Origin of the sequence: Sarcina sp. DSM 11001 (assembly GCF_900101015.1) — a bacterium.
Lineage (GTDB): Bacteria > Bacillota > Clostridia > Lachnospirales > Lachnospiraceae > CAG-791.
The window spans coordinates 1-25838 of the sequence record NZ_FNFZ01000036.1 but is presented as its reverse complement, the minus strand read 5'-3'; the positions used below and the strand labels follow the sequence as shown (position 1 = coordinate 25838).

At 45.2% G+C, this 25838-nt stretch carries 22 protein-coding genes, 25 tRNA genes and 2 pseudogenes; 2 read left to right on the top strand and 47 right to left on the bottom strand.

Annotation, left to right across the window (positions count from 1 at the left end; genetic code table 11):
• From BLT02_RS18010 to BLT02_RS17405, 5 genes and pseudogenes are all read right to left on the bottom strand, one after another.
• Positions 1 to 192, bottom strand: a pseudogene (locus BLT02_RS18010) (acetyltransferase); the annotation flags it as partial.
• Between the two features lie 143 nt (positions 193 to 335).
• Positions 336 to 857, bottom strand: a complete 522-nt coding sequence (locus BLT02_RS15085) for a hypothetical protein (protein ID WP_092997354.1) — start codon at positions 855 to 857, stop codon at positions 336 to 338.
• 284 nt (positions 858 to 1141) lie between these two features.
• Complete coding sequence (locus BLT02_RS15080; protein WP_242869845.1) at positions 1142 to 2503, bottom strand: DNA topoisomerase; 1362 nt, start codon at positions 2501 to 2503, stop codon at positions 1142 to 1144.
• Positions 2504 to 2534: 31 nt separating this feature from the next.
• Entirely contained in the window at positions 2535 to 2831 is a 297-nt protein-coding gene (locus tag BLT02_RS15075) for a replication initiator protein A (RefSeq protein ID WP_242869844.1), read from the bottom strand.
• Positions 2815 to 2991 (bottom strand): hypothetical protein, encoded by a 177-nt coding sequence (locus tag BLT02_RS17405; protein WP_175453882.1) that lies wholly within the window; start codon positions 2989 to 2991, stop codon positions 2815 to 2817. Before BLT02_RS17405 ends, BLT02_RS15075 begins: the two co-directional genes overlap by 17 nt.
• Positions 2992 to 3820: 829 nt before the next feature.
• On the opposite strand from BLT02_RS17405, the gene BLT02_RS18005 reads away from it, so the two are divergent.
• Positions 3821 to 4657 carry a hypothetical protein gene (locus tag BLT02_RS18005; protein WP_092997348.1) on the top strand — a complete coding sequence of 279 codons (837 nt, stop codon included), beginning with the start codon at positions 3821 to 3823 and terminating at the stop codon, positions 4655 to 4657.
• Positions 4658 to 5272: 615 nt separating this feature from the next.
• Here the strand turns inward: BLT02_RS18005 and BLT02_RS15065 are convergent.
• From BLT02_RS15065 to BLT02_RS14980, 27 genes are all read right to left on the bottom strand, one after another.
• Positions 5273 to 5344, bottom strand: a tRNA-Lys gene (locus BLT02_RS15065).
• Between the two features lie 3 nt (positions 5345 to 5347).
• A tRNA-Arg gene (locus BLT02_RS15060) sits at positions 5348 to 5418 on the bottom strand.
• Between the two features lie 177 nt (positions 5419 to 5595).
• Positions 5596 to 5668: transfer RNA gene (locus BLT02_RS17400), tRNA-Phe, on the bottom strand.
• Between the two features lie 102 nt (positions 5669 to 5770).
• Positions 5771 to 5890: transfer RNA gene (locus BLT02_RS17395), tRNA-OTHER, on the bottom strand.
• Positions 5891 to 6163: 273 nt separating this feature from the next.
• Positions 6164 to 6235, bottom strand: a tRNA-Lys gene (locus tag BLT02_RS15055).
• Positions 6236 to 6239: 4 nt separating this feature from the next.
• Positions 6240 to 6313 (bottom strand) — tRNA-Glu (locus BLT02_RS15050).
• A gap of 10 nt (positions 6314 to 6323) precedes the next feature.
• Positions 6324 to 6396, bottom strand: a tRNA-OTHER gene (locus tag BLT02_RS17390).
• 340 nt (positions 6397 to 6736) lie between these two features.
• Positions 6737 to 6874, bottom strand: coding sequence for a hypothetical protein (locus BLT02_RS17385; protein WP_175453881.1), 138 nt, complete (start codon positions 6872 to 6874; stop codon positions 6737 to 6739).
• A gap of 69 nt (positions 6875 to 6943) precedes the next feature.
• Positions 6944 to 7016: transfer RNA gene (locus BLT02_RS15045), tRNA-Ala, on the bottom strand.
• A gap of 54 nt (positions 7017 to 7070) precedes the next feature.
• A tRNA-OTHER gene (locus tag BLT02_RS17380) sits at positions 7071 to 7142 on the bottom strand.
• Positions 7143 to 7144: 2 nt separating this feature from the next.
• Positions 7145 to 7216: transfer RNA gene (locus BLT02_RS15040), tRNA-Gly, on the bottom strand.
• A 4-nt stretch (positions 7217 to 7220) separates the two neighbouring features.
• Positions 7221 to 7293 (bottom strand) — tRNA-Glu (locus BLT02_RS15035).
• A 17-nt stretch (positions 7294 to 7310) separates the two neighbouring features.
• Positions 7311 to 7383 (bottom strand) — tRNA-Gly (locus tag BLT02_RS15030).
• A gap of 101 nt (positions 7384 to 7484) precedes the next feature.
• Positions 7485 to 7555, bottom strand: a tRNA-Ile gene (locus BLT02_RS15025).
• A gap of 192 nt (positions 7556 to 7747) precedes the next feature.
• Positions 7748 to 7819, bottom strand: a tRNA-Arg gene (locus tag BLT02_RS17375).
• Positions 7820 to 7836: 17 nt separating this feature from the next.
• Positions 7837 to 7924: transfer RNA gene (locus tag BLT02_RS17370), tRNA-Thr, on the bottom strand.
• A 4-nt stretch (positions 7925 to 7928) separates the two neighbouring features.
• Positions 7929 to 7999 (bottom strand) — tRNA-Ile (locus BLT02_RS15020).
• An 18-nt stretch (positions 8000 to 8017) separates the two neighbouring features.
• Positions 8018 to 8090, bottom strand: a tRNA-Asn gene (locus BLT02_RS15015).
• Positions 8091 to 8311: 221 nt separating this feature from the next.
• Positions 8312 to 8380 (bottom strand) — tRNA-Pro (locus tag BLT02_RS17365).
• Positions 8381 to 8385: 5 nt separating this feature from the next.
• Positions 8386 to 8457: transfer RNA gene (locus BLT02_RS15010), tRNA-Asp, on the bottom strand.
• 111 nt (positions 8458 to 8568) lie between these two features.
• Positions 8569 to 8817, bottom strand: coding sequence for a helix-turn-helix domain-containing protein (locus BLT02_RS15005; protein WP_092997357.1), 249 nt, complete (start codon positions 8815 to 8817; stop codon positions 8569 to 8571).
• Positions 8818 to 9622: 805 nt separating this feature from the next.
• A tRNA-Ser gene (locus tag BLT02_RS17360) sits at positions 9623 to 9706 on the bottom strand.
• 11 nt (positions 9707 to 9717) lie between these two features.
• Positions 9718 to 9806 (bottom strand) — tRNA-Ser (locus BLT02_RS14995).
• Between the two features lie 47 nt (positions 9807 to 9853).
• A tRNA-Ser gene (locus tag BLT02_RS14990) sits at positions 9854 to 9940 on the bottom strand.
• 4 nt (positions 9941 to 9944) lie between these two features.
• Positions 9945 to 10017, bottom strand: a tRNA-Leu gene (locus tag BLT02_RS14985).
• Between the two features lie 5 nt (positions 10018 to 10022).
• Positions 10023 to 10109 (bottom strand) — tRNA-Leu (locus tag BLT02_RS17355).
• A gap of 147 nt (positions 10110 to 10256) precedes the next feature.
• A tRNA-Tyr gene (locus tag BLT02_RS14980) sits at positions 10257 to 10345 on the bottom strand.
• Positions 10346 to 10778: 433 nt separating this feature from the next.
• Here BLT02_RS14980 and BLT02_RS16945 point away from each other — a divergent pair.
• Complete coding sequence (locus tag BLT02_RS16945; RefSeq protein WP_139187676.1) at positions 10779 to 11090, top strand: hypothetical protein; 312 nt, start codon at positions 10779 to 10781, stop codon at positions 11088 to 11090.
• Positions 11091 to 11468: 378 nt separating this feature from the next.
• Here the strand turns inward: BLT02_RS16945 and BLT02_RS14970 are convergent, their stop codons facing one another.
• The 15 genes and pseudogenes from BLT02_RS14970 to BLT02_RS14890 form a co-directional block, all read right to left on the bottom strand.
• A complete protein-coding gene (locus BLT02_RS14970; RefSeq protein ID WP_092997339.1) occupies positions 11469 to 12674 on the bottom strand; it encodes an STAS domain-containing protein in 1206 nt (401 codons plus the stop codon).
• A 193-nt stretch (positions 12675 to 12867) separates the two neighbouring features.
• Positions 12868 to 13191 carry an AAA family ATPase gene (locus BLT02_RS14965; RefSeq protein WP_242869843.1) on the bottom strand — a complete coding sequence of 108 codons (324 nt, stop codon included), beginning with the start codon at positions 13189 to 13191 and terminating at the stop codon, positions 12868 to 12870.
• A gap of 23 nt (positions 13192 to 13214) precedes the next feature.
• On the bottom strand, positions 13215 to 13910 hold the full coding sequence (locus BLT02_RS14960) for an aspartate/glutamate racemase family protein (protein WP_092997336.1): 696 nt from the start codon (positions 13908 to 13910) through the stop codon (positions 13215 to 13217).
• Positions 13910 to 14128 carry a hypothetical protein gene (locus tag BLT02_RS14955; RefSeq protein ID WP_175453880.1) on the bottom strand — a complete coding sequence of 73 codons (219 nt, stop codon included), beginning with the start codon at positions 14126 to 14128 and terminating at the stop codon, positions 13910 to 13912. Before BLT02_RS14955 ends, BLT02_RS14960 begins: the two co-directional genes overlap by 1 nt.
• A 19-nt stretch (positions 14129 to 14147) precedes the next feature.
• A complete protein-coding gene (locus BLT02_RS14950; protein ID WP_175453879.1) occupies positions 14148 to 14753 on the bottom strand; it encodes a GNAT family N-acetyltransferase in 606 nt (201 codons plus the stop codon).
• Between the two features lie 169 nt (positions 14754 to 14922).
• Positions 14923 to 15153 (bottom strand): hypothetical protein, encoded by a 231-nt coding sequence (locus BLT02_RS14945; RefSeq protein WP_092997326.1) that lies wholly within the window; start codon positions 15151 to 15153, stop codon positions 14923 to 14925.
• Positions 15154 to 15537: 384 nt separating this feature from the next.
• A pseudogene (locus BLT02_RS14935) lies at positions 15538 to 16005 on the bottom strand (integrase core domain-containing protein); the annotation flags it as partial.
• Between the two features lie 119 nt (positions 16006 to 16124).
• On the bottom strand, positions 16125 to 16373 hold the full coding sequence (locus BLT02_RS14930) for a hypothetical protein (protein WP_092997317.1): 249 nt from the start codon (positions 16371 to 16373) through the stop codon (positions 16125 to 16127).
• A gap of 88 nt (positions 16374 to 16461) precedes the next feature.
• Positions 16462 to 16995, bottom strand: coding sequence for a cysteine hydrolase family protein (locus BLT02_RS14925; RefSeq protein ID WP_092997314.1), 534 nt, complete (start codon positions 16993 to 16995; stop codon positions 16462 to 16464).
• Between the two features lie 59 nt (positions 16996 to 17054).
• Positions 17055 to 18209, bottom strand: a complete 1155-nt coding sequence (locus BLT02_RS17350; RefSeq protein ID WP_207649422.1) for a DUF429 domain-containing protein — start codon at positions 18207 to 18209, stop codon at positions 17055 to 17057.
• Between the two features lie 16 nt (positions 18210 to 18225).
• Positions 18226 to 18528, bottom strand: coding sequence for a DUF6994 family protein (locus tag BLT02_RS14915; RefSeq protein WP_139187675.1), 303 nt, complete (start codon positions 18526 to 18528; stop codon positions 18226 to 18228).
• A gap of 476 nt (positions 18529 to 19004) precedes the next feature.
• A complete protein-coding gene (locus BLT02_RS14905) occupies positions 19005 to 19199 on the bottom strand; it encodes a hypothetical protein (RefSeq protein ID WP_092997305.1) in 195 nt (64 codons plus the stop codon).
• A 177-nt stretch (positions 19200 to 19376) separates the two neighbouring features.
• Entirely contained in the window at positions 19377 to 22631 is a 3255-nt protein-coding gene (locus tag BLT02_RS14900; RefSeq protein ID WP_092997302.1) for an AAA family ATPase, read from the bottom strand.
• Between the two features lie 28 nt (positions 22632 to 22659).
• The gene (locus BLT02_RS14895; protein WP_092997298.1) at positions 22660 to 24024 is read right to left on the bottom strand and encodes an exonuclease SbcCD subunit D; all 1365 of its coding nucleotides are present in this window, start codon (positions 24022 to 24024) and stop codon (positions 22660 to 22662) included.
• 83 nt (positions 24025 to 24107) lie between these two features.
• Complete coding sequence (locus BLT02_RS14890) at positions 24108 to 25385, bottom strand: RNA polymerase sigma factor region1.1 domain-containing protein (RefSeq protein ID WP_092997295.1); 1278 nt, start codon at positions 25383 to 25385, stop codon at positions 24108 to 24110.
• Between the last annotated feature and the right edge of the window lie 453 nt (positions 25386 to 25838).

Sequence of the window (25838 nt, the reverse complement as noted above, 5' to 3'; positions counted from 1 at the left end):
GTTCCATTCATAGTGGTGTGTAACATGGCTTTCAAACTCAGAATCAGCAATGTATGTAAAATCTCCGACGATAATGTTGGGATTTGAAATCGTCGGTTTTACATATATTTCTTTATCGTATCCGGCAATCGGATGGATCACATTCGGGTCAGGTCTCTTCCCGTTTTTCATGATGCTCACCTCCACAAACATCGATTCAGCATCGCTTGGTTCAGATAGTAAAATCATATCATATTCAGGCACCATCGCCGTAATGATTTCTGTCTTCACTGCTTCACTATCAACATGGAGAGCTGCAGGTACCCGGCAAGAAAGCTGTTGTTCATGCTGGTCATTCAGAAAATGCCAGAGTAAAGATGTGTAAAGCTTTCCGGAAGATACAGTCCCTTTGCCCTGTCGCAGTAAAACAGTAGCATAAAGTCGCCGTTCGGGCGAAAGCGGTATCGATCGCCCAGAGGGCACATCTTAATGGAATCCGGATATCCAAATTTCTCTTTCATGTTCCGAAAACTGTCTGTGATCATTTTCCAGTTCCCATATGGCTGGCCGGTACAGACGATGCTCCCCGATCTCTGCCGCCACATGTTGCCGTGATCAAAAAGAGAGTACCAGAATTCATCCATCGAATGGGGATTGGGATTAAAGATGGGATCCGCTTCGAGTTCATTCGTTCGGGCTCTGGCATTCTTTCCGACCTGCAGAAGACGCAGAAAATATGGTGCACTGATTCCCGCGGGTGCGCCCCAGTTGACACCGGCAAGGTCAAACTCCTCTGTGAAATAGAGAAGATTTTCCGGGGATTTAATAAAACAGCCTTCACCGAAAATATTTTTTCTGGGAATGGGGTCAAATTTCATTGGTGTCCTCCATATTCATAACAGGTTTAACTTTCATCACCTTACAACTTTATAAAACAGCCCCTTACAGACAGGTGCTTGTAGAACCGGAATGTAAGAGGCTGTTGAAAGGGGGGAGAAAATAGAAAGGCAATCGGCTTTAATGCCTAGGCGCTGTTAAGCATTAATCTGTACACTCTGCTTGTCTTTCTACTTGATTGCTGTGTCAGAAAGCCTCGCTGTACCCCGGTACAGCTACGTTTTCTTCCTTGCACTCAAGTAGAAATCCATCGCATCATGTACAGTTAATTGCTTAACAGAGCCTTAGGGAATTCCAGGCTGTAGGCTGCTTTGTTGTCTTTCCATTCCATAAGCAGGTCAGCAGTAAAATAGCTGTCCTTTTTTACTGAATAAAGGTTTTTGACAGTTGTCCTGCCTTTTTCCAGAAGGTCCTGCACCATTGTGCTGTTCAGGGCTGTCCGCAGCCTGTCAAGATAATGGTTATGCTTCCAGAGGACAAAGCTGCAGTCCCGATTAGAGCAGTAAAAAGTCTTATCTCCTTCATAAACAGGAGAACCGCAGACAGGACATTTCCCAACACCTCCACGGGTGTGGTTGCCCTGAATGGTTTCACCGCTTGCAGAAAAACGCTGTTTATCATCATCGCTGATCTGTCTGCATTCCTGCAGCATTTGTGAGATCAGCTGCGTGATCCCTCCCATGAAGGACTGCCGGTCCTGTTCCCCGCGCTCCATCATGAGGAGCTGGTTTTCCCAGTCCGCTGTCATTTTCGGAGATGTGAGATAAGCCGGGAGGATCTCAATCAGCTGCCTGCCTGCTTCAGTGGCAATCAGCTGGCGTTTATTCCTGGATACATATTTTGATGAGACCAGTTTATCGATGATCCCTGCTCTTGTCGCAGGTGTACCAAGCCCTTTCCGCTCCACATCTGCTTCCATGTCAGACGCTCCGGCCTTTTCCATAGCGTGTAAGAGTGTGTCTTCCGTGTACTGGTTCAAAGGCTGGGTCCAGTGCTCTGTTACTTTTGTATTAGCGGAAGGGAACTGGGCACCCTGATAAAGTGTGGAAAGATCCTGTCCGGAGGAAGCACTCTCTTTTTCCTCTTTCCCCTCATCTGAAAAGGCACGGCACTGGGTAAGCATGGCGGTTTCTGCCGCCTTCCACCCCTCTTCCTTGACAATGCGCCCTATGGCAGCAAAGGGATAACCGCAGCACAGCAGGGTAGCCTTCACTGTTTCGTATATGTGATTCTGTCCTGTGGCGCAGACCAGCCTGGAAGCGATCAGCGTGAGGATCTTTTTCTGGTCTTTATCAAGAGTGGAGAGATCTGTCTTTTCAATCATTATGGTCGGAATGATCGCGTGATGATCAGAGACCTTCCGACTGTCCAGAAGCCTGCCGATATTCGGGGACTCTGCTCCCTGAACAGAGGGTATCGCAGAAGCGGATATCTCTGTGGGGGGTGAAGCTGTTTCTGCCTGAGAGAGAAAAGGGAATGTCTGGAAACAGGCCTTCAGCACATCTGATGCAGTCTGCCCCATATCATCTGTCAGGTACCTGCTGTCTGTCCTGGGATATGTGATCAGCTTGCTTTCATACAGTGCCTGGGCACAGCGGAGCGTGGTTCCCGCAGTCAGTCCAAACAGGCGGTTCGCGTCACGCTGCAGTGTTGTCAGGTCATAAAGCTTGGGCGGCCTTTTTCTGACAGCAGTCCAGCTCCTCCATCACTTTCTGCCTCCGGAAATAGATGTAGACCTTCCCTTCAGCGTCTACCCATCCGTTCCGGATGGAGAGCTGCATCCTGTCAAGGAGGATCCCGTAAAGGAGCTTTGCATCCGTGGAAAGGCGGTCAAAGGCCTTCGCCTTAAAGAGGATCTTCGGAATCCTGTAAAACGAATAGGACTCCGCCTCCTGCCCGTAATGGAAAGGAAACACCAAAGGGGATGAGTCCCTGCGGTCATTTTTCTTCGTCATCTTCCCCACCGGGCTTTTCATCCGGCCCCGGGGCTGCTTTCCTGCGGTGCCAGTAATCATCCTCCGGGTGGGTGATCTCATACCAGTACGCGCACCTTACAAGCATTGCCAGCACACATGCCAAAAGCCCCGTCAAAATGCCCATAACAAACAGTTCCATGCTTCTCCTCCTTTCCCTCGCCTGTGGACAACCAGCGAATACAATTAGTTCTCTCAGCGGCTTTACAACACATGAATGCGGGGAAAACAGTCCTCTTTTCACAAGGCTTTTTTCCCGCATGGTATCTGCTGTCAAGCTTATGGCTGAGCCGACACAGGCTTTTTATGCCGGTCCCGTCTTTTCAGCCAAACAGATACATTTACAATTTTTGTGCACCTGCCCTCCCTGGGCCGTTCCTGCCCCGCGTCCTGCGCGGCGTTTCTTCGACGAAGGCACGCTTCGATGCATGCTCATCGCCGGTATCATCCCGGGAAACAGGCTGTTAAGTTGTCAAGGATCAGTAGGAAGACAGAGAAAAAGGTTTTTCCTCTACTAACCCCAGAAAATAAAAGGCTAAGGAAACTGCAACTGTTTTAAAAAACAAAAAAAGCCCCTGAAGGGGGGAAGTCAGCGACGAGACCATGATCCTGTTTGACGGAATCGGGGTGGTAAGACTACGTAGTGCCAACATCTGTGTAATCTTGAACACCCACGTAGGGGTTAAATATGCTGAAATGGAAAAGGACTATATGCAGAAGAACTGAACGAGCTGCTCGTTGTTGTGAAAAACCGGGAAAACACTGTCAACAGTATCATCTAAGCTACTGAATTCTTTTGAATTTTTGCTTCTACAGTCGGAACTGTTTGAAGAACCGGGAGGCAATTAATCTATTGCTTAAAATACGGTAGTCAGGGCTTTCTATATAAAAAATTCAGATACGCAAACTCTTTCCCGGCTTGTATTAACCTCTAAAGAATATATAATAGAACCAGTGGAGGCAAAAGGCATATGACAGAACAGGAATTACAGAAGAAACAACAAGAACTTCAGAAACAGCGGGATCATGAGGCCGATCTTCAGCGCCTTCGTGGATTTCGTCCAATTGATGATACCTTCATGAGGTGTATATACCAGGATAATATTCCTCTTGCAGAAATGACGCTGAGCATTATAACAGGCATCAAAGATCTGAGTCTTTCAAAAGGAGAGACCCAGAAGGACTTTAAGAAGCTCCTGGGTGCAAGATCCATCTGCCTGGATTACCATGGAGTAGATACTGAAGGTAATCAATATGATCTTGAAGTCCAGAAAGCAGACTCCGGTGCAAGACCCGAGAGGGCAAGATATCATTCATCAGTAATGGATGTCGAGGCACTTGATGCCGGTCAGATGTTTGAGGAATTGCCGGAAACTTTTACCATTTTTGTAACTGAGCATGACATATACGGATTTGGGGATGGCATCTATCCTGTTGAGAGGGTAATTGTGACCCATGGGCAGATGTTCAACGATCGTGAGCACATCCTCTATGTAAACGGGGCCTACAGGGGTGATGATCCTTTAGGCGAGTTGATGCATGACTTTTGTTGCAGTGACCCAGACGACATGAGAAATAAGATGCTGGCAGACGCGTCAAGGTATTATAAGGAAGATCCGAAGGGAGTAGAAATAATGTGTAAGGCCATGGAAGAAATGAGAGAAGAGTCCTATCAGAAGGGCATAGAGCAAAATAGACTTGAGAGTATCAAGAACATTATGAAGAACTTGAAACTGACAGTACACCAGGCAATGGATGCCCTGGGCATTCCTGCTGATGATCAGCCAAAGTATCTTTCCAAGCTGTAATTATTTGTTTGATCGGATATTCCGATTGCGATGAATTCTGGAACTGCTCTTTTTGCATAAATAGACAAAGATCAATGCCATTAAGTTAAACAATAAAAGCTGGTTTTATTAGCAACTTGAACAAATTCAGGTTGCTAATTTTATTACATTTTTTCGTAAATTTCGTATTATACCCAAAAAACGTTCTTGCGGTGGGCTGCCAGCCCGCATCTCGAGGAGTACCTAAATCCATTTCGACAAAATAACAATACCTTTTAGTACAATTATATGAAATTGGAGCAATATTCCAGGTATGGAAGGATTTTTGTGATGTTACGAAGATTTTCTCGATTTTTTCAGATACATTGAGAAGATGTGTTGAAAGTGGATTGAACTGTCTTATTTGTAATTCGATTAGCAGCAACTTGAGAAAAAAAGGTCAGTGATAAAGAAAACTTGGAAAGCGGTATTTCTTTAATGGTCTGTGTAAAAATTGGATGTATATCTCACACGAAAGTTTTTCAAATAACTTCAAATGGCCCAAAAGACTGATTTGTTAGATATAGTCGCCTAAGTAGACTTCTTACAAACATAAAGGTTATGTATCTTGCTTTCCTGATAATCTACCGGGATAAATGGGTATGACAGGAGTCGAACCTGCGTATCACGGGTTAAAAGCCCGGTGCATAGCCGTTTTGCTACATACCCGGATGTCTCTTGCGGGATTTGAACCCACATCAGAGGATTAGAAGTCCCCTGTCCTATCCATTATCTAAAGAGACATGTCGGCCATCGGAATCGTATCGATTCCGATGGAGCAAAGTCCTGAGTGATGAGACAGCAGTGTCGTTGACGCAGAAGCTGATATTTTACACACAGACCGCAAGTGCACAGATGGATTTGAACCATCCCGGATGGTTTTGCAGACCACCCCGACCACCAGACCCTGCGCACATAGATGGACAGTGTTCGGGTCGAACGAACTCCTGCGGATTTTCAGTCCGCCGCTGCTACCGAGTCAGCTTACTGTCCTTATTTGCCGGATCATTCCGACGGTTAAGATTCAGGACACGAAAAAACACATGGTTATAAGTCATGCTGCCATTGGCTGAAATTGCTGTATGTGTCCCACAGCCCGGTGGATTGGATTCGAACCAATAACCTCTGCTTTTGGATAGCAATTTTAAACGTTGCTGTTAAAACCCCGAGCAGGATTTGTTTTATTAAGAGCTCTTCCAATTGAGCTACCACCGGATATTATATTACTGACGACCAAACGACCATCGAATCACCAAAACGGCCATCGAATCACCCCAACAGGATTTGAACCCGTATTTCACACTGAGAATGTGACTACCTGACCAATTAGTAGATGGGGCGAGGTAAACAGCTCCGACGGGGTTCGAACCCGCTTTTCAGCCTTGAAAGGTTGCTGCGTGCCCTTTGGCACGCGTTCAGCAACGACCGAGCCGGCAGGCGAGACCTGTGTCCTTCTCTGTTTAGACGACGGAGCCATATGAAAATAAATGGGCCATCGGGGATTTGAACCCCGACCTTACGGGTTAAGAGCCCGATGTTCTGCCGTTATACTAATGACCCTTAGTAGCTCCGACGGGGTTCGAACCCGCTTTTCAGCCTTGAAAGGGCTGTGTCCTAACCTGCTTAGACGACGGAGCCATATTTTTAATGGGCCACCAGGGATTCGAACCCTGATCTTTCAGACGAAGAAGATGTCCATAATACCGTTATACTAGTGGCCCGTAGCAGCCCTCACAGGGCGCTGAAGATCCGGGGAACCTTCGTTCAGCGCCGACCGAAGTGGAACGGAGACTTTGAACCTGTAATTTCAGAGTCAGAATCGAATATGTTTCCATTACATCAAAGGGCTATAGCAGGTCTGTCCGGTGTATGAAACACTAACAATTTCTAAGCATTGCAAATAACGCAATGCAAGAAATTGTAACAGTGTGTAAATCAGAGGTTTTGGAGACTACAGTGCTGTCCGTTTGCACCACAGACCTATAAATACAACCATAAAAAATACCGCTTCCCCGGTCAGGAAAGCGGTACCAGTTTACAGATATGGATATCCGGATGGTGTTATTCATCCATACGGATTCCCTCTGTTGCAGGTATGATCTGCTTTACTGACTCAGGCATTTCAAACACACGTTTCTGGCAGAACCAGAACCGTTCTTCTTCCTTCCTGAACTGTTTGCAGACCATTGCGTACATCATTTTACCGTTCTCCTTTGCTCATGCTTGCTGTTGATAAATAAAACCCTGTGTAAGAATTATTCTCTGGAATGGAGCTGACAGGAATCGAACCCGCAACCTTCTGCTTGCAAAGCAGCTGCTCTCCCGGCTGAGCTACAACCCCATATAGTTTTAGGTATGGCCTGCCAGGATGCCCAGGCAAAGCACAAACCTTAAATAGCGGGTAAGGGACTCGAACCCTTATACATGGCGTATGAGGCCATCGTGAAACCTTTCCAACGTAACCCGCAGAGTCCGTACCGGGAATTGAACCCGAATCATCTGCCTGGGAAGCAGACGTGTTGTCCATTACACCACACGGACTAAATAGAGCTGATGGGGATCGAACCCATGACCTTCTGTGCGAGGAACAGCTGCTCCCCCTGCTGAGCTACAGCTCTATATTGATGTTTTTCAAAGCAGGTAACGGGGGTCGAACCCGTAACTCCGCTCAGGCAAAGCAGTGCGTTAGCCAATTACGCGATACCTGCATATAAGAGCTTCCCAGTCGGAAATGTCAGCAAGCTGACATAGAACCAACAACCGGCTGATTACAAATCAGCTGCGCTACCGTTACGCCAGAGAAGCATGATCGGAGCTGCGGGAATCGAACCCACATCGACTGTGTATAAGACAGCTGCCCTGCCATTGGACGAAGCTCCATTAAAAGCTGTTACTCCAGGATTAGGGATAGGAGAGGGACTTGTACTCCTGATCTCGAATCATCAAGGTGACTGACGGGGTGCTGCGTGCCCTTTGGCACGCGTTCAGCACCGACCGGAGTGGAACGGAGACTTTGAACCCGCATAAGGCGGCACCACAAGCCGCTGCATAGCCGTTCTGCCACAGCCACAGTATCCCCGGCGCGACTTGAACGCGCATCAGATGGTTCGTAGCCACCCAGTCTTTCCTTTAGCCTACAGGGACATATTTGAGAATTTGAGAGCTTCCCTGTCGGAAATGTCAGCAAGCTGACATTTCCGACAGCCTGCTGATTACGAAACAGCTGCGCTTCCATTGCGCCAGAGAAGCAAGATCGGAGCTGAGGGAATCGAACCCACATAGGCTGCGCATCAGACAGCTGCCCTGCCATTGGACGAAGCTCCATTGAAAACATTTTTTGAGCGGGAACAGCAGGGATTGAACCTGCGGCCTTCCGGTTAACGGCCGGACGCTCTGCCAGCTGAGCTATGAACCCATAAAATCATATGTTTAAAGTATCTGATACTTATTTACGGAACATGACCCTGAAATTTATAATGCGGATTCGAACCGCTTTAACCGTTTTCCAGACAGTATTTTGCCAAAATCATTTGCTGTAAGGGTCACTATTTTCATAAAGTCGAAGAGAATGGGATCATATCATTGACCTTCGCAGGTCATGCGGACGTTTTATCGGAAGATCCACTCTTCGAAGATTGAAAATGTCGGATTCGAACCGCGTCTCTGCGTCCCTGGCGCAGTGTGTTGCCATTACACCACATTCTCAATGACAATCCTAACGGGAATCGAACCCGTACCTTCGGAGCGACAATCCGGCGTACTAACCTTTATACTATAGGACTTTATTATGATTTTTATTGCAGGTGGACCGACGGATGCCGGTCCGCCTTCCTGCAATATAGTTTCTTATTTCTTTTTGATCTTTTGCCAGCTGATTCCGCAGATCAGTCAGGTCATCCACACTTGCTGGCCGGTGTATCGACGACAATGATCTCGTCCATGGTTACACCCAAAACAGCAGCCAGAATGACCAGGTTGTCGATGGAAGGCATGGCTGTGCCGTGGATCCACTTGTAGATAGCCTGCGGAGTAGCGAAGCCGAACACTGCCTGCATATCCTTTACGGTAAAACCGGCCTCCATACGCATACGGTTGATGTTCTGACCGGTTGCAACAGTGTTGATGTAAGGAACTCTTATCACGCTGCACCCCCTGTCCGGCAGCATAACCGGCACAGGGAGGGCTGGTTACGCCGCCTTATTCACTTTCATTTTCCGGCCTATGTCCTGCGACGCTTCCCCTGCGGGGAGCAGGCTCTCATAACCGTGATCTTTAAAAATCTTTTTCATAATGCGGCTCTCCTTTGTCCTGTTAATCGCCATGCCGCCATCTCGCTTCCGCTTACGCTTCAGCTCGATGTCGCGGCGTTCGCCGTATGCATCCAATCCAGCTGCCATCCGATTGTGAGCGAGCTCACATCGGCTGTCATCTGTCTTGTCTGCGCATGGCTCATTGCTTCGCGCAAATAAAAAACCGCCTGCCTTTTCGGACAAGCGGAAGTATCAGCAACATGAGCTGTGATCAGTCTGTTCATTCCAGAGTATGTGCAAACACACCTGGATCCAGATATCCACTTGATCCGGCCTTGAAAAGGCATACCTTATTAAGCCATTCAGCTTTTTCAGCTGCGGGCATAATGGTTCCCTGAAGATCATTCGGGCGATATGTATTGCGTGAATTGAATATATGTATCTGCAGCATTGCCTTTCCTTTCCGAACCTGCGGTTCTATTTTTTCTGACACCCACTATAACACCTTTTAAAAGCCTTGTCATTATACTCATAGTATAATTTCAGGGTTTTGTTACAGGTTTTCAGAAAAAAGCCAGGAAAATCAGTTGCTCCCTGGATGAGCGCCGCTCCCGGGTCCCGACCCCGGATGCCGGATCAACCGGCCCCTGCTTAGCGGGCAGGTGCATTTGCCAATTCTGTCAGAGCGGCTTATAAGCGAAGACGGGGGGATTTGAACCCCCAAACCCTTTCGGATCACCTGTGTTCGGGACAGGCTGCCTGCCAGTTAGCACACGTCTCCAAATATGATAGCGCCGCAGACAGGACTCGAACCTGCAAGCCGGTTTTCCCCCGACCAACTGTGTTCCAAACAGCACCTCCACCAGTTGAGGGACTGCGGCATATAAGTCGGCAGATTAGGGTTTGTATATCTGCCGATATTGATAAGCGCCGTGAGAGGGATTCGAACCCCCAGTCCGCTTTCACGGATCACCGGTTTTCAAGACCAGCCCAGTGGCCATTGTGGCATCACGGCTTAGTACGGGAGGAGGGATTCGAACCCTCAAAACCATGTTACTGAGACAAGTACGTATTCCGTTCCGTCACTCCCGCATAAGTGTCCCTGGTGAGACTCGAACTCACAATGGATCTTAGTCCGGCGCGGGGCCTTAGCCCGCCGCATATACCAATTCTGCTACAGGGACATAGCTATATGACGTACTCCCGGAGGGGCGCTGAACGTCCGGGGGACGTTCGTTTAGCGCCGACCGAAGTGGAACGGAGACTTTGAACCCTCACTGAACCGGGTTTAAGCCGGATTCCTCTTCCAGTTGGGACACGGGAGCAGATCGTGGGCCGGGCAGGACTTGAACCTGCAATGTTTACCACAAGGGTGACGGATTTACAGTCCGCTGGCTTCACCAATTCGCCGTACCAGCCCATAAATAAAAAACCGCCTGCGTGGAAATACTCCAGGCAGGCGGCTCATGATCAGATAGACTTCACAAGAAGCTCAGTTAAGCCAGTGTTTTGCCAGAGAATTCTCACACGCCAAAGTAACCTTGTTGCCGGAAAGCAGAAGGGACAGATACAGAACGTATGAGCTGAACAAAACAAACATAGCCATCATCTTAGTAATCCTCGCAGTTTTTCCTTTCGTAAATTTGTTACCTTTAAGAATATGATAAGCCTGGTTTCAGTTATTGTCATTCTACTGCTGGTATAATCTGCGGAACCTATATATCACAGATCAGATACTCTCGGATATCACATTAAGAGCATTTCCGATTTCATCCAGGCTTCCGGTGATAGTATGCTCTGGAATATCAAGACGCATTTTCCCAATCTTATCTGTCAGATACTCCGGCAGATCTATGATCGCCTCTGCAAGAAGGGCAAAAGGTACAATAACAAAGATATCTGGTTTAAGGTATATTATGTGGTGGTTCCCCACTTTTTGGGAAACAGCAGTTACAGAGCGTAAACAGTTTGATGATACCTATATTTGTACTATGATAGAGGAAATCGAAGATAGTATGGATTCTGAATACAAAATATTCGATATCTCTTCAAATTTCCGCGGAGAAGGGGCAACAGATAAGGCGGTAAAAGATCACATCAGCATCTGGAGAGCATACCATTCTCTTCGCCAAAACAATGAACAGCCTTTTGACCCGTTAGCATAAACCAGGTAGTACTTGTTGCTGAGAACAAAACAATACGGTAAGCGGGGGACTCGTTACCCCCGCTTGTTTGTTTAGTCATGGCCTTTAAACTAATATCCGATTTAGGGCATGCAAGGTTTGTCCATTCTGGTGATGATTCCTTCGCAATCGAACAGATCAAATGCATTCGGGACTATCATACGCATAATCGCAGCAATGGAGCCAGCAGTTTCAAATTCACTTTTCACATCAAGTCTGAGTACAGTAAATCGTATCAGCGGCAAGATACAGACACTTTTCTCTGGGAGCCTCAAATACATAGCCGCAGACTTCACCCATCTTTTCAACAACTTGATCGCTGTCACCATGAATTGTCTTCGTCTTCCTGAAACCGTATCTTTACAGCAGGAACTGATCGAACCCGGTGATCTCCATAATCTCCCGAACCTCTTCACTGACACCTGTCATCTTGAACCGGCTTTTATCCTCCAGCGACTTATACATCATAAGAAGGACACGAAGGCCAGCAGATGACACATAAGCCATCCGACTTACATCAATCCTTATTTCCTTGATTCCGTCGCCTGCCTCCTGGAACTTGTTCAACAGTTCCGGAGCAGTAATTGTATCCATTCGGCCCTGAACAAACGCTGTAAACACCCCATTAACACAGCTTGATTCAACGGCAAATGGCAGGTCTTTATCAATTGCCTTCTTCGTTTTCTTCTCTACGGTCATCGTGAAAACTTCCATAACTCTATATGCTTCACGAAGCTCCCTCATCATGTCCGTGTCAACTCCAGGGATATCTGGAATATAACGATCAACACTTTCTGTTTTAACGTTGAATCCCTGTTCATTTAAGAACCGTATTGCCCCATCTGTTCCATTCAGGAACATACTGTTTTTGTAGAAATCCACATCAGCCATATTGCTGGCTAAACCCTTCATTTGTGATAAAAATGCCGCTGCGTCTCCTTTGAGAACAGTTGCAAACGTCAGTGTGTATATTTGGAGAATGGAACAATCAGCTGTGATCCAGCAACCCCCATATTCAGATAAAAGGTGGTGGACTGCCTGGCAGAGACTGATAAGCTCCGGTTCGGACAAGTACCCAAGAAGACCTTCTGTAACTATGCACAGCTCTCCTTTTGCATCCCCCAGAGCAGCTTTCATGGATTGATAATTTGTAGCATCAACAGCGTGATACTCGGCGAGAGCACGCTGTTCTTCTGTCATGGTTTTATCTGTCGCAGGCTTCATAGCGTCAATGACAATTGGAAGGTCAAAACCAAAGTACTTTTTACCTGCAGCAGCAATTCTAAAGCCACGGGGAGAATAACCCGAAGGCAGATCAACAATATTTGGTTTACCACTTTCGAGTGATGCCTTATTATGCAGTTCATACCGCGCCTTCTGTCCGATCATGTAGCATTTCTGTATCTCTGCAGGCACAGCATCATTTCCTCTTTGAATTTCTCTAATATCAAGGTATGGAAGCAACGCAATGGCATCCTTGTCTCTTGCCCCTGCCAGCATAAGTACTGTTCCCTTTGCCGTTGTGTAGATTGGATTAACAACCTGCTGTAATTCCTTCATTTCCATTATATCTTACCTCCGGATATATTATTCTCACTTGTGTAGTTCAATCGTCGATCCTTCCGGATCCCCAAAAGATAGTCATCGGTTTGATCATGTAGTCATCGTATCGGATCGACTCACAGGAAAAGCCCAGACGCTCAAACTTCTTAACTTAGTCGGATAAAGTTAGAACCTTTTTCGGAGGCCTCGCTGTGGTCTACTCAATTGCCGTCCCTCCCAGAATTCTTTTCATATAAAACTCATAGATTTTTGTATTTTCATAGCGGACTTCAGGAAAATCGCTCAGCGAGTACAGCTCGGAATTAAGGCTGTCCCGTACCTTAGTGACAAAGTAGATCTGTTCCTTCATGTAAGTCTTCAGATCCAGATGCAGCACGTTATGCGTTGAAAAGACAAACTGGCCATGATGCTGCTTTCCGTTAATGAAGGAGATCACTCTCTCTGAAAGAACCGGAATCAGGACACGGTCCATTTCATCAGCAAAACCAGATATTTGTTTTACATTCCTATTTCCCATCATGGGTTATTCTGCTGATCAACAGGTCATTCTGTTCCTAATGCAAAGATGGCTGCACTCTCTGCGTGGATCACTGTGGTATCGAATACAGGGAGAACGGAATCCTTTTGTTTGATAAGATTCCCTATCTCGGTACAGCCGAGGATCACCGCTTCAGCACTTTTCTCCTTCATTTCGGCGATAATTCTTGAAAACTCTGCTCTCGAGTCTTCGTTGATTATACCGCAGCACAGCTCGTCAAAGATCACATGATTGACCAACTCAATATCTTTATCATCCGGAATTATTACTTCAAATCCTCTGTCATAGAGCCTTGATTTATAGAAGTCCTCCTTCATGGTATATTTCGTCCCGAGCAAAGCCACTTTTTGAATGCCGTCTTTTTTAAGGACATCCGCAGTAGCATCTGCAATGTGGATAAGCGGCACAGATACCATTTTCTGTACTTCAGGGTAAACTTTATGCATGGTGTTCGTGCAGATCAGTATTACATCAGCCCCCGACTGTTCGAGCTTCCTTGCAGCATCGCCGAGTACTTCTGCACTTCTTTCCCAGTCGCCGGATGACTGGCATTTTTCTATCTCGTCAAACTCCACGCTGTAAAGTACTATCCTGGCGCTGTGAAGTCCTCCGAGTCTGTTTTTCACATATTCATTTATGATCGAATAATACGGGATCGTACTTTCCCAGCTCATTCCGCCGATCAGTCCTATCGTTTTCATTACATTTTCTCCTCACCTTTTTTCCTTACGAATACACGAATAATTATCTTGATCAGGACACAGACCACGACTACAGCCATGAACAGGATAAAGCTTGTCAGGGCACCATAGCAGTACCATGGTGCGGAACGCATCTCATAGATTTCAGGGAAAGATCGGCAATCGCGATAGTTTGCTATTGTGTTTCCGATGAACACACCGAAAAATGAGCCCATCAACTCTTATGGTCTTTTTCCCTCAAAATAAGGTCTTTTTATAACGTGTTACGTGTGAGAGCAGAATTCTTGGCTCTACACAAAACTGTTTTGCCAGTTGGAAAGTCCAGTCATCCAAACTGCTTATGTTCTCATCTTCAACTTGTTTATAAAAGCTGTCAGGCATTCCCTCAACAAGCTTAAAAACACCAGCAGGAGCAAAGCCAAAACACCTGAAGAACAGGTGGCTGTTTATATTTTTGGGCTCAACAAGCGCAAAGTATTCTTTTCTGCCAGTTAAATCTGCCAGACGTTCCATCAACAGCATTGTCATTCTACGGCCATAGCCTTTCCCTTGATAATCATTAAGAAGCATTACAGCGATTTCCCAGTCGTTTTTATTAATATCATTTATCCCGCAATACCCCATTGGTTTTCCATCTATCTTTCGAGTAACCATGCAGTAAAAACGCCTTTCTGAAAGGAAATCGTCCCGCCATAACTTAAGAATATCTGGCCTGTCCATAGGTGGAGAAGGGCAAAAGGGGTCTTCCTGCATGATTCGGAAGTAAAGACCATCATCCTCTTCAGAAAATCTATTCAGATATATTACATCGTCTTCTGCAAATATGTCTTCTGTAAATACCATTGTCTCTTTACTTCTCCCTGTCTTCGATTTGTAATACTGTTGGCCTTTCTGAAAGGGCATGGAGATTGATGGGTGGAAAGCTGATCGGTGAGAGATTTAAACGAGTAACTTCACGGGTTTTTCATGAGCGCTATTTGTCAAGGTAGTTGTCAGTAAAAACCGATTATAGTTATTTGCCGTTAATCGTTTCCATTGCTTCAAGATAATCACAAGGAAGACCTCTTTTGTGGTCTCTGATTCCCCACGGATTGTCATGTACGCTGTGGCCGGTAACTACCCACTGATATAGCATGTGGTGAATCTCGGAGTCGAGGATGCCATGATTTCTTATGTATTCCCGCATTTCCCCTCTCCGGTACATGTATAGATCCCTTGTTGTAAGTTCAGTGTCATTAAACATATGCGTGCTCCTTCCGTGTTTTGAGCCTGCATATGGAGTATGCCGAAGCATACGCGCCCTGATCCATAATGTAGGGGATATAATTGGCAATATCTGCCAGGAGGTTGTAGGCAATGTTTTAGCCGGGTTATGGGCGGGTGCTTTGCTGAAGCAGGACGCGGCCAGATCTTTCGAAACAGGTGTCTGTTTTCTCCGCGCCCCTTTATTTTGAATACTTTTGTATCCCGGGCTGTATTCAGCTTCCTGAGGGTGTATTTCATTATTGCGCTGGGATGGTACCGTGGCCAGGCCGCGCTGTCAATGGCAGGCGGCTCCGCCGTCGCAGAGCGACCATTGACACCCCTGCCTGTCCCCGGTACGCAGTACCTGCGCAAGAATGAAATACTATGATGCCGCCGCTTCCAGAAGATCATTGGCAGGGACGGGAGTCTCTTCGTACTTTCTATCGGGGTTCAGGTGGACCTCTTCAATATTTTCCCAGTTCCTGGTAGGCCTTGAGTTCCAGCGTTCGGGATGTGCTGCTTTTGCTGTTTCATACACCTCATGGCGTTTGTCCAGGATCTCCCGGCTTCTTCCATTGTGGCGCTCTGCAGGAGTCAGGAACCTGATCCCGCTGTGGTGATGCTCGTATCGGTACCACTTGACAAAGGCGGCTACCCACCCTCTGGCTTCTTCTATGTTTTCGAAGCCTTTCGGCTGATAGTTGGGACGGTATTTCAGTGTCTTGAACAGGGATTCCGAATAAGGATTGTCATTACTTACACGCGGCCTGCTGTTGGACGGCGTGATGCCCAAAGCGTATAACGTTTCCAGCATCGTCGCCCCCCTCATTAGAGATCCATTGTCTGAATTATCCCGATATCGGTATAATCACTATTAAATCCATTGCATACATCCGCTGCTACAGCAAATGTTGCTATACAAAGCAACGCACCTCGTATGCCATTTAGCCATATCTGTACCGACCGCTTTCACTCGATATCATCGAGGGTGTTTTCCATGACGTCAATGGCATCATCCAGTGCTTCCAGTGCCTCACCAAGTGCACCTGTATCAGGAAACTCCGCCTCCATATGAAGTGTTATTTTTCCAAGCTTATTCTTTGCAGATCTGACGATGTCAATTACTTCCTGCAGGTCTTTTTTATAATCCGCAGGTTTTTTTTTCTGCTTGGAAGAATCGGATGGTTTTTCTCCAAATTTAATGATTTCAGCGGACATGTAATTCCTCTCTGTCGGGATTTATGATCCTGACTTGATGGTACTGAATGAACAGGCAGAAGATAACAGACGATAACAGATAGCTTTCTCACCCCAGGTCATTGTTGATTTGAATCTGGCAGGACCGCATGGTCTCAAGGGCTGCGAGATGCTTCTCCGGTGTCACGCCGGCACAGCAGGCGGCATCCACAGAGATCTTTACTTCAGGCATAAAGGCTTTGAGAAGAAGTGCATTAGAGACTACGCATATATCCGTGCAGAGTCCAATGAGCTCCAGCTCGATCTCTTCCTTCTCAGACAATGCCTTCAGATCAGCAGCCAGGGCCGTGCTTCCAAAAGTCGGTTTCTCATAAATCTTTGCGCCGGCCAGAAGGTCTGCGATCTCCGGGCGGATCTTCCATCCGTCAGATTCCTTGATACAGTGCGGCACGGGAAGGTATTTCCCTTCCTGGGTCTCCATGTAATTCTCGAAGTGCGTGTCCATGGTGGCTATGATATTATCTGTGGGGTAGGAGAGGATCTTCTTCTTCACAACATCCACGATGGACAGTGCTTCCTTTGTCCCAAGCGCCGCATCGATGAAATCGTTCTGCATGTCGATGACGATCAGTATTTTTCTCATAAGGTATACCTCATTTCTGATGTCAGGTATCTTAACAGGTACATCTGGAACCACATAAGCTATCTCATCATTTTAGGAACTATCATTTGCATAAGCAGACCAGTGCTGTCCTTTTCCGGTTCTGCAGGTACTGTTTCGCACATATCATGTGCCTTCATTGCAGCAGTAACAGCCATGCAGGTGGCGTCCACTACGTCATCCGGGCTACAGCCAAGTTCTTTTGCCTTACTCGAGAGTTTCTTAAGCAAATCATTGCCGTCACCCAGATACTCTGACAAAATGTAACTGCGTTCACTGAAGCCGAGGAATTCTTTCTTCCTGCTCAACAGGACCTGACCACTAAATCTTGAAAAGGCCATTTCCGGATGACTTTCCAGTATAACATTTTTGTATCCCGGGTGAGAACGTAGGAATTCATCCACTTCGCGAATCTTCGGAATGATTGCAAGGGACTGCTTCGCAAGGCTTTTTCCAAGCACACGCTTGTTGGCTTCTTTCTGTTTTTCTTCAGTGGTTTCGTAAACAGCCTGTCTGCAGGGAACAGGGAAGACTGATGAAGCCTTGGACTTGAGTTCAGCTTTCGCTTCTTTATCCGGTCGATGCTGATCAGGATGTTCGCAAAGCCCTATGGCCATGTCAATCAGGAAGGCGTCAAACTTCGGATATCTGTTGACCAACGCCTCAATAGAGTCATATTTCTCAACACGAAAATCGGCATGCTCCAGAATGGTTGCGATCCATCCCCCTTTGCAGCCATCGACTCCAATGTAGAGTCCATCCTGAGTCATAGTGCAATCGGGAAGAGGATACATTCTAGCGATATCGATAATATGGGTAATGTTCTGCGCACAGGCAAATCTGTCTCTATCAGTGAAGTCTTCATCATTCAGAGATAACCAGAGAAGGGGATTGGCTTCTTCTACCATAGTAATGTCTTCATAAAGCTGTCCGACAAAAATCTGGAGCAGAAGATCCTGATGGTAGTAGCGCATATCCATCAGTCTGTATAGACGGATCTTTCGCCTGCTGATGCCAGTCTCTTCCTGAAGTTCACGATAGGCGGCATCTTCCGGGCTTTCGCCGGATTCCACCTTCCCACCGACAAAATTCAGAGTGCCTTTAAATGGATCTTTTTTATGTTTGCAAAATAGGACTTTTGTTTTATCTTTGTTGAAAACGACGATGCAGTTGTCGACGGTTTTTACTGTTTGCATATAGCACCCCATCCAATTAGATTCCCTTCGCCAATACATATTCTTTAATCCTGGCGTTTCTACGATTCAAGAAATCCCTTTGCCTTTCCAGCCAAAGCAAATATTCATCAACGGACTGCGGAAGGGCTTTTTTAGTAAAATCTCCATCACCAATCCAATACCGGACCTCACTGTAGTCTTCCGTCACACAATCCTGCAGGAAGAAATAATCCACGTACCCCCTGAAGTCCAGAAACAATTCAAAGAATTTTCTGTCTGAGTCCATTGCTTTCGAGAGAGGGCTCTCTTCACCGGCATAATGTCTGCGGATGCACTCCATAGTCAGATCCCACCGGTCAGAGATCCGTGCATTAGTTCCCTTTGCCTGGTTAATACTCCCTGGATGCTTTGGGAAAAGATTGTATACCCTGGGGTCAACAGAATAATCATATGATCCTTTTTAAAGGGTACGGATTCTACAACATTACTTTGGTCGCACTTGTTTATAAACGTACTGCGCATAAGAAGACGTGCGCATTTTTCATATTCGTTTCCTATATTGTCGAGCATACATGTATATAAGTTGTCTGCGTCTTCCCAATCAAGGCTCCTCATTTTCTTCCCTGATGGTGTTATGGATGAATACATCGGAGACAGCTGCTCAAGCAGGGAATCTATCATCTTCTTAGTAATCCTCGCAGTTTTTCCTTTTGTACATTTATTACCTGTAAGAATGTGATAAGCCTGGCTTCGGTTAATGTCATTCTGCCGATGGTATAATCTATGGATGTTTTATATCACAGATCAGACTATACCCTACACCCGATAATTTCGAAGATTAATTCCCTTTCGTTGAGCCATCTCTACTAGTTCTTCATCCGATGCTCGATCAATATTACCTGCTTCAATCAATGCCCCTCCGAATTTGCCTCCAAAGAACGCACCCAGGCAATCCTCTCGCATATCCTTTCTGAGTTTATCTACGTCGATGGTTATTGTTTCATTAAACATCTACTTCCCTCCATCTATTATTTCAATAACATCGTCCTGGCTTCTAAGCCAGACATCAACTCCATCGCTATATACCCCGACTTTGATCGTCCATTCTGTATCATCGCTGTATCTTCATGTTCAACCACTTTAGCAGTAGGGAATCAGTCTAGTACAGCCTTTTGTAAGTTCGGCTTTTTAAGAAAGTTCCAAAGAAATATGGCTTCCATTTCTCCCATTTTTGACTCGAATCTTCTGAGAAATGCTTTCGTCAAGTCTGTCTACATGGGAGATGATTCCCACCAGTCTGTTGCCTTCAGCCAACTGCCCTAAAACCTCAAGTGCCTTTTCGAGGACATCTTCACTCAGTGACCCAAAACCCTCGTCGATAAAAAGTGCGTCCATCTGTTTGCCACCTGCGTGGTTCTGAACGACATCGGAAAGTCCCAGCGCAAGCGCAAGAGATGTAAAGAAAGCTTCTCCACCAGAAAGAGAATCTGACGCACGTGACTGTCCGGTGCTGTTGTCAAGGATTTCAATTTCCAATCCTGCTTTGGAGTTTTGGCGGTCAGCCCCCACTTTATGAATAAGCTCATATTTCCCGCCACTCATACTATCCATCCGTCTGTTTGCCATTTCCAATACTTCACGGAAAACAGCCCCCATGACATACCGGTCAAAACTAAGTTTGCCGCCCTCTCCACTTGTCCCAACAGCAAGATCTGCGAGTTTATCCAGACGATTCCAGGCATCTTCCGTTGAAGCAAGTTCGTCTCTGGCGGACTGACATTTCTCCAGGACTGTTCTATGGTTTTTAAGAAGACTACGCTGCTGTTCTAGCTGAATATCTATATCTTGACTGATTTTGCTTTCATCCTCCAGTGCATTCTTCAGTTCTTCCAGATTTTTATATGATTTTCCCTTCGTTTGCTCTTTTAGTTCTTGAATCCGTTTTGATGTGTTTTCACAGTCATTCTTATACGCATTCCAACTTTCGTTCATTTCCTTCAGCCAAGTTTCCGCATCTTCGCCGGCTAGAACCAGCACTTCTTGTACCTGTGTGGAATTCTCAAAACCAGTCTCTATTAGGCAGTCCTCTAAAGAGTTTTCAGCAGTGCTTTTGCTCTGCTCCAAGGCGGGCAGACGCCCCCTCTCGCTATCCAGTTGACCATTACATTGATCAAAATTCTGCTTAGCTGTTTCCAGATTTTTCTGATGGTCTTCAATCTGCTTTTGAAGGAATATCTCACTCCGTTGAAGCTTCTTTAATTCTCTTTTAGCAAGTTCCTCTGTGTCAAAATCAATTTGCTTTTTGATTTCTTCCTCCAGAACTCTAAATTTTTCCGCTGCCTGTAGTTGCTCTTGTTCCTTCTTTTCATAAGCTTTAATCTCTCGTTCGATTATTTCCACCTCATTTTTCCACTTTGGAAGAATCCGAATATTATATTCTCGCTTTTTTTTCGTCTCTTCTGCGGCTCTAAACAGGATGTCGGTTTTTTTCTCAATCGACTCGAGATAATGCCCGGCTTCCTCAAGCAGAGAATCTGTGTTGATCCTACTCCACGCCTCTTCTGTATCCTCTGGAAACGGTTCCACCCAGATAGTATCAGAAACTAAATCCGGCTCTAATACAAGTGTCTGAAGTGAAGAAAGCCAGTCGCTCACTGATTTGATCAGTCCGTCTTTTCTTTCCCTGACCCTTTCAGACAAACCGGTAACCTTGCTATCCTGGTAACTGCGTTTTTTCTCCGTACGTTCCGCATTCTCTTTGGCGCTTTCAAAGTCCTCTTGCTTAGGCGTATTCTCTGAAAGTGATGCAAGCTGATGAATATGATTCGAGGAGAGTACTGAACCGCACACCGGACAAATGGCCGTCCCAGTTTCGTTCAGTTTAAGCTGCAGATCCTCCGCGAGAATCCCTGCCTGACCAGATAGAAATCGCTTATAGATATCTTGACTCTTCTCGCTTGCGTCACTCGCTTTTTCGGTGAGCCTTAAAAGTTCCGTTTTTTCATTTTTCAGTTCATCTTCAAGACGACGAATATCTCCTACAGTATCTTTAATCCTCTGTTTTCCTAAAAGGGTTTCCTGCAAATCATGTATGTCGTTCAACCTGCGCTTAAGCGATTCAGCCTCCACATCAATTTTATCTGTCTCATTAATCTTGTCCTCTAGAGCAGAAATCTCTCCCTTCTTCTGTGTGAGGCTTTCCACCTTTTCTTCACGGGACTTCTTAGCGTCCCCTGCCTCCGCTTCTGCTTTTTCCTTTTGCTCTTTTTTATCATCTAGTTCCCTATATCGGGGAATCTGGTCGCTTATTCTTGAAATCTGTAAGACAATACCCTTCAATTCATTATCGGCTTCCTTGTCCGCATCAACCAGAGTGTTTGCTCTTTTCACCGCCTTTTCGTAGGTGTCTCTATCTTTTTTCAGACTTTCGATATTATCTTTACATCTTTGAAGTTCCCGCTCCGCGTTATTAAAGTTGTTGATTGCGGGAAGTGCTTTGTGGAACGCCTTTTCCACCCTATCTGCCGTTTCTTTTTGGTCAGATATCTGCTGTTTTTTCCGAGCAAGTTCTTTTTCGTGCTCGATACGCTCTTCCAATTCTTTCAGCTGACTGTTGATTCCTTCTGCGGCTCCTTTTTCTTCACTAAGCTTTATGATGCGGTCATCAATTTCCTTCTTTTTCTCCCGAAGGGACTTCAGGTCATCGTCTTCCTTTCCTATTAGCGAAGCCAAGTTTTCCAGTAAATCGGGATGAAAAGGGGTATATAACACTTGTTCCTCTGCTTGCATTTTTCCCGGAATCTCAAATAGGCTCTCCATCGCATTACGCTCCTTGTCCTTAAACGTTTTGCGATTTGATGCCAGCGTGTCGCGAGCTCCACCGAGAAGGTCTCGATACCAGATATAGATAGAGTTATCGAACAGTTTCCCAAGGATCTCACCCTTTTTATCACTGTCCGCTTTTAAAAATGCCCGGAATTCTCCTTGGGCAAGCATAACAATCTTTCTGAACTGTTCCTCGTTCAAACCTAAGATTTCCTCACAGCGGGACGATACTTTACTTGCTACTTCTATCGGTTCCCTGTCAGGCTCCCATAGGACCGCTTTAACAATTGGATTACTGTATTCGTCTTTTGCTTTTTGTTTTTTTCGATAATGTATAGTCCTTTGAACGGTATACTCTTTTCCACCTTGTTCAAAACGTAGCTCTACAATCGTGTCTACTGCTTTTGATACAAAATCCGAATGAAGCATTTCCGGCTTTTTTTCGCTTCTGCTTGCCACACCATACAGGGCAAAAATGATCGCATCAAATATCGTGGACTTTCCTGCACCGGTATCTCCCGTTACCAAATACAGCCCATGCTTCAGAGAACGAAAGGGTACAGTGGTTTTTTCTGCGTACGAACCGAATGCTGTCATCTCAAGATTGATTGGTCTCATTAGTCTTCCTCCGAGAAATCTGCCTTTTTTATATATGACTAATCAGTTCTTTCAAAAAACTGTCAATATGCTGTGCAGTCGGGTTCAAATGGATACCAGCAAAACGTAACTGGTCTGCAGCCAGCTGGAGGATTGACAGATCTTTTTCATCAGGCTGTTCTCCGGAAAATCTTTCCGCATAAAAATCCTCGAAAAGTTCCTCCACTGTCTTTTCTTCCACTGCAGTCGAAGTAAGAACACCTGGCTCTCCGTGATCAGAACTGTATTCGGAACTGATATCCATCAGGATGCTGCCTCTTTTTTCACAAATGCTTCTGAAAAAAGCAGATATCTCTGGGCTGATTCTACAATCCGTTATCACAACGCGAACATATTCTCCAGTTCTCTGTTCATTTAGTTCCCATTCCATTAAATCTGCATAGGTTCCCTTGATCTCCCGCATGGGATGCAACGGAGGGATGATCTTCGTTTCAATCCGGATCGGACTTCCTTTTTCCGTTATCTCAACAATTACCGGCCCTTTCGCCTTCTGTTTTGTTTCATTAAAGTGGTAACATAGAGGAGATCCCGCATATCGGACTTCCTTTCTTCCGACCGGATAAGCTGCATGGATATGCCCAAGAGCAACATAATCAAAGCCGTCAAATACTTTATAATCGATCTGGCCTGCTCCACCTACCATAGATTCAGATCCACCGGGAATCATCTCAACCCCATAGGCGGTCACGTTCTGGTGGGCTACAAGAACGTTTCGCTTCGAAAAGTCAATAGGTTGCTGCTCTAAAAGAGTGCGTACAGCTTCTTCAGTGTTTCTGAAATAATTCAAAGAAGAACTAACATCGTTTTTGTCTGAAAAATGCTGCACAGCCTCTTCATCCTCGTTTGTTTTTCTTCTATTGGATATTTCATTTATTTTTACTTCAGTTGCTTCCTTTCCGGAATCGGCATCATCTTTCCGAAGCGCTTCTGCAACTAACGCCGGAAAAACGTATGGCATCAACCAGAAAACAACGTCACCGTACTCGTCTTGCAGCGTGACATGAGTAATCTCTTTTTCACTTGTGAGTGACCCGGAAATATAAACCCCCTGTCTGGCAAGCAGCGATTTCAAAAAAGACAGACGCTGTACAGAATCATGATTCCCAGCCACCATCATCACCGGTATTTTCCTCTGCGATAAGCCTGTAAGAAACCTGCTCAGAAGCGTAACAGCTTCTCCTGACGGCGCAGACCGGTCATAGACATCACCTGCAATTAAGACGACATCAGGATGCTCCTCTTCTACGAATTCTAGAAATCTATCTACCCAGTACCCCTGATCCCCGTTTTCGAGCATGGATACCCCATGCACTGACTTCCCAAAATGCAGGTCTGATAGATGTATTATCTTCATCGCTCCTCCTTGAATAGTTTTCCTTATCGCGAACCCTTATAATTCTGATTTGATTATTATTGTCATCTATGTGGCGATTGAGATTATTCACTATAAAATAAATCCTCTTCTTCAGATAGATTCCTGTAACTAATTATTGGAACAAATTCATCGCTTTCTTCTCCATTACGAGGATCGTAATACCAATGAATATGAACATTGCCATCTTGAAAAGTCACTTCACTTATTCGCTCTGTATTTGGTCCGCCAAATGTATTGCGAGCAAAAATATATGCTTTTGTCCACTTTTGTTTTCCATCAATATTTGAGTCTATTACCAATTCAAAACCGCCAAATCGAGATTCATTTTCTTCTATAACAAATTTAAAGATAACATAGAATCGCAATCCCTGAATGGATACAGGTCTGTTCACAGCATATTCATATATGTTTTCATATTTATCAATACAAAGGGGGTCTTCCGTCAACCCTGCATCTTTCAATTTTTCTAAAGTAGTATTTGTTTCAATAACGACTCCGTTAATCGTCATTGAAAACGGGCGGGTCTGGATACTTCCGGTATAAATATTACCAGGAGTATCTCTCATTTCATCAGTAATTGCAGAATTTTCATCTTCATAGTACCAATGCTTTATTGGATCATAAGTGTAATTTATCAGGTCGCCCTCCTCCCCACTTTCCCTATAAACACAATAATCTATTCCCATTTTTGCAAAAGAATCAGATAAATCATCATATTGAGATGTTGAGATATTAATTGAGGGAAAGAAATCAGAAAACTCATAATAATGATCAAAAAGAAAGTGCTCTCGTACACTTGCTGCAGATATAAATTCATTATATTCATCTTCGCCGAAATCACCTGTATCAAGACCTAGTAATTCGATAAATTTGTTATGGGGAAGTTTTTTTCTAACCATTTTTAGGTAGTTATTATCAATATCCTCATAATTCACATAATATTTAGATACATGAAGCTTCTTGTTAATTAGTTGAGCTTTTACTGTTTCATCTGAGTAGGTACCGTCCTCGATAAAACTGCCTATAAACGTAATCGCAGGTATTTCATCGGCTAACTTTTCGAAAAAATCAATTTCTCGTAAAGAACAAAATTCACCATAGGGGCCATCCAGTTCGATTTTAATCGCGCATTGTATTTGGCCTTCAGTGTTTTTCAAATACTCACTTATTAGTTCTGCCTGCAACTTCATTCGAGAATTGTTAACTGTTATAGTACCATCTGCAAAATAGTACTTTGCTCTACCGGTTTTATATTGATGATTCATGATTACACTAATAGCTTTCATGATTTCCTCGGTTTTCCCTGATATTTCCAATTGAGTATAAATTGATGTTTCCATATTGTGTGACAATCCCCTCTTAATTGCTATATAAGTATTTTGCTGATACTACCTATTGTACTATTTTTCTATTTACGGCGGTGGGCTTGAAGCCCACACTGTAAAAACAGGTTCTACATCGTTAACATTATATTGTTTTTGATCATTTGATACCGCCAAAAACTGCTCTCCTTGCTTGTCTGTGAGTTGCTTTGTATACTGTCTTTTAACAAAAAAGAAAGAGGGTTCCAGAGCACACCTCCGACCAAAGATCTGTACTCTGAAACCCATGGTAAAAACCATGTTCATTGTATCAGAGTATAAACAGGTAAAGCAACGTGTTTTTACCTGATGGCAGGGACTATCTTTGTCCTACGTGCAAAGAAGGCATGCTCCGGTTCCATGATCACTGTATGCGCAGCATCCGCCATTCGGGTGGCGGACAGGAATGGATTGAGATCCCCCGTCACCGAT

Coding starts and splice junctions, on each gene's coding strand:
- BLT02_RS15085 (WP_092997354.1), bottom strand. CDS start 857: ATGAAATTTGACCCCATTCCCAGAAAAAATATTTTCGGTGAAGGCTGT.
- BLT02_RS15075 (WP_242869844.1), bottom strand. CDS start 2,831: ATGACGAAGAAAAATGACCGCAGGGACTCATCCCCTTTGGTGTTTCCT.
- BLT02_RS17405 (WP_175453882.1), bottom strand. CDS start 2,991: ATGGAACTGTTTGTTATGGGCATTTTGACGGGGCTTTTGGCATGTGTG.
- BLT02_RS18005 (WP_092997348.1), top strand. CDS start 3,821: ATGACAGAACAGGAATTACAGAAGAAACAACAAGAACTTCAGAAACAG.
- BLT02_RS17385 (WP_175453881.1), bottom strand. CDS start 6,874: ATGATGTACGCAATGGTCTGCAAACAGTTCAGGAAGGAAGAAGAACGG.
- BLT02_RS16945 (WP_139187676.1), top strand. CDS start 10,779: ATGATCGCCTCTGCAAGAAGGGCAAAAGGTACAATAACAAAGATATCT.
- BLT02_RS14970 (WP_092997339.1), bottom strand. CDS start 12,674: ATGGAAATGAAGGAATTACAGCAGGTTGTTAATCCAATCTACACAACG.
- BLT02_RS14965 (WP_242869843.1), bottom strand. CDS start 13,191: ATGATGGGAAATAGGAATGTAAAACAAATATCTGGTTTTGCTGATGAA.
- BLT02_RS14960 (WP_092997336.1), bottom strand. CDS start 13,910: ATGAAAACGATAGGACTGATCGGCGGAATGAGCTGGGAAAGTACGATC.
- BLT02_RS14950 (WP_175453879.1), bottom strand. CDS start 14,753: ATGGTATTTACAGAAGACATATTTGCAGAAGACGATGTAATATATCTG.
- BLT02_RS14945 (WP_092997326.1), bottom strand. CDS start 15,153: ATGTTTAATGACACTGAACTTACAACAAGGGATCTATACATGTACCGG.
- BLT02_RS14930 (WP_092997317.1), bottom strand. CDS start 16,373: ATGTCCGCTGAAATCATTAAATTTGGAGAAAAACCATCCGATTCTTCC.
- BLT02_RS14925 (WP_092997314.1), bottom strand. CDS start 16,995: ATGAGAAAAATACTGATCGTCATCGACATGCAGAACGATTTCATCGAT.
- BLT02_RS17350 (WP_207649422.1), bottom strand. CDS start 18,209: ATGCAAACAGTAAAAACCGTCGACAACTGCATCGTCGTTTTCAACAAA.
- BLT02_RS14915 (WP_139187675.1), bottom strand. CDS start 18,528: ATGGAGTGCATCCGCAGACATTATGCCGGTGAAGAGAGCCCTCTCTCG.
- BLT02_RS14905 (WP_092997305.1), bottom strand. CDS start 19,199: ATGTTTAATGAAACAATAACCATCGACGTAGATAAACTCAGAAAGGAT.
- BLT02_RS14900 (WP_092997302.1), bottom strand. CDS start 22,631: ATGAGACCAATCAATCTTGAGATGACAGCATTCGGTTCGTACGCAGAA.
- BLT02_RS14895 (WP_092997298.1), bottom strand. CDS start 24,024: ATGAAGATAATACATCTATCAGACCTGCATTTTGGGAAGTCAGTGCAT.
- BLT02_RS14890 (WP_092997295.1), bottom strand. CDS start 25,385: ATGGAAACATCAATTTATACTCAATTGGAAATATCAGGGAAAACCGAG.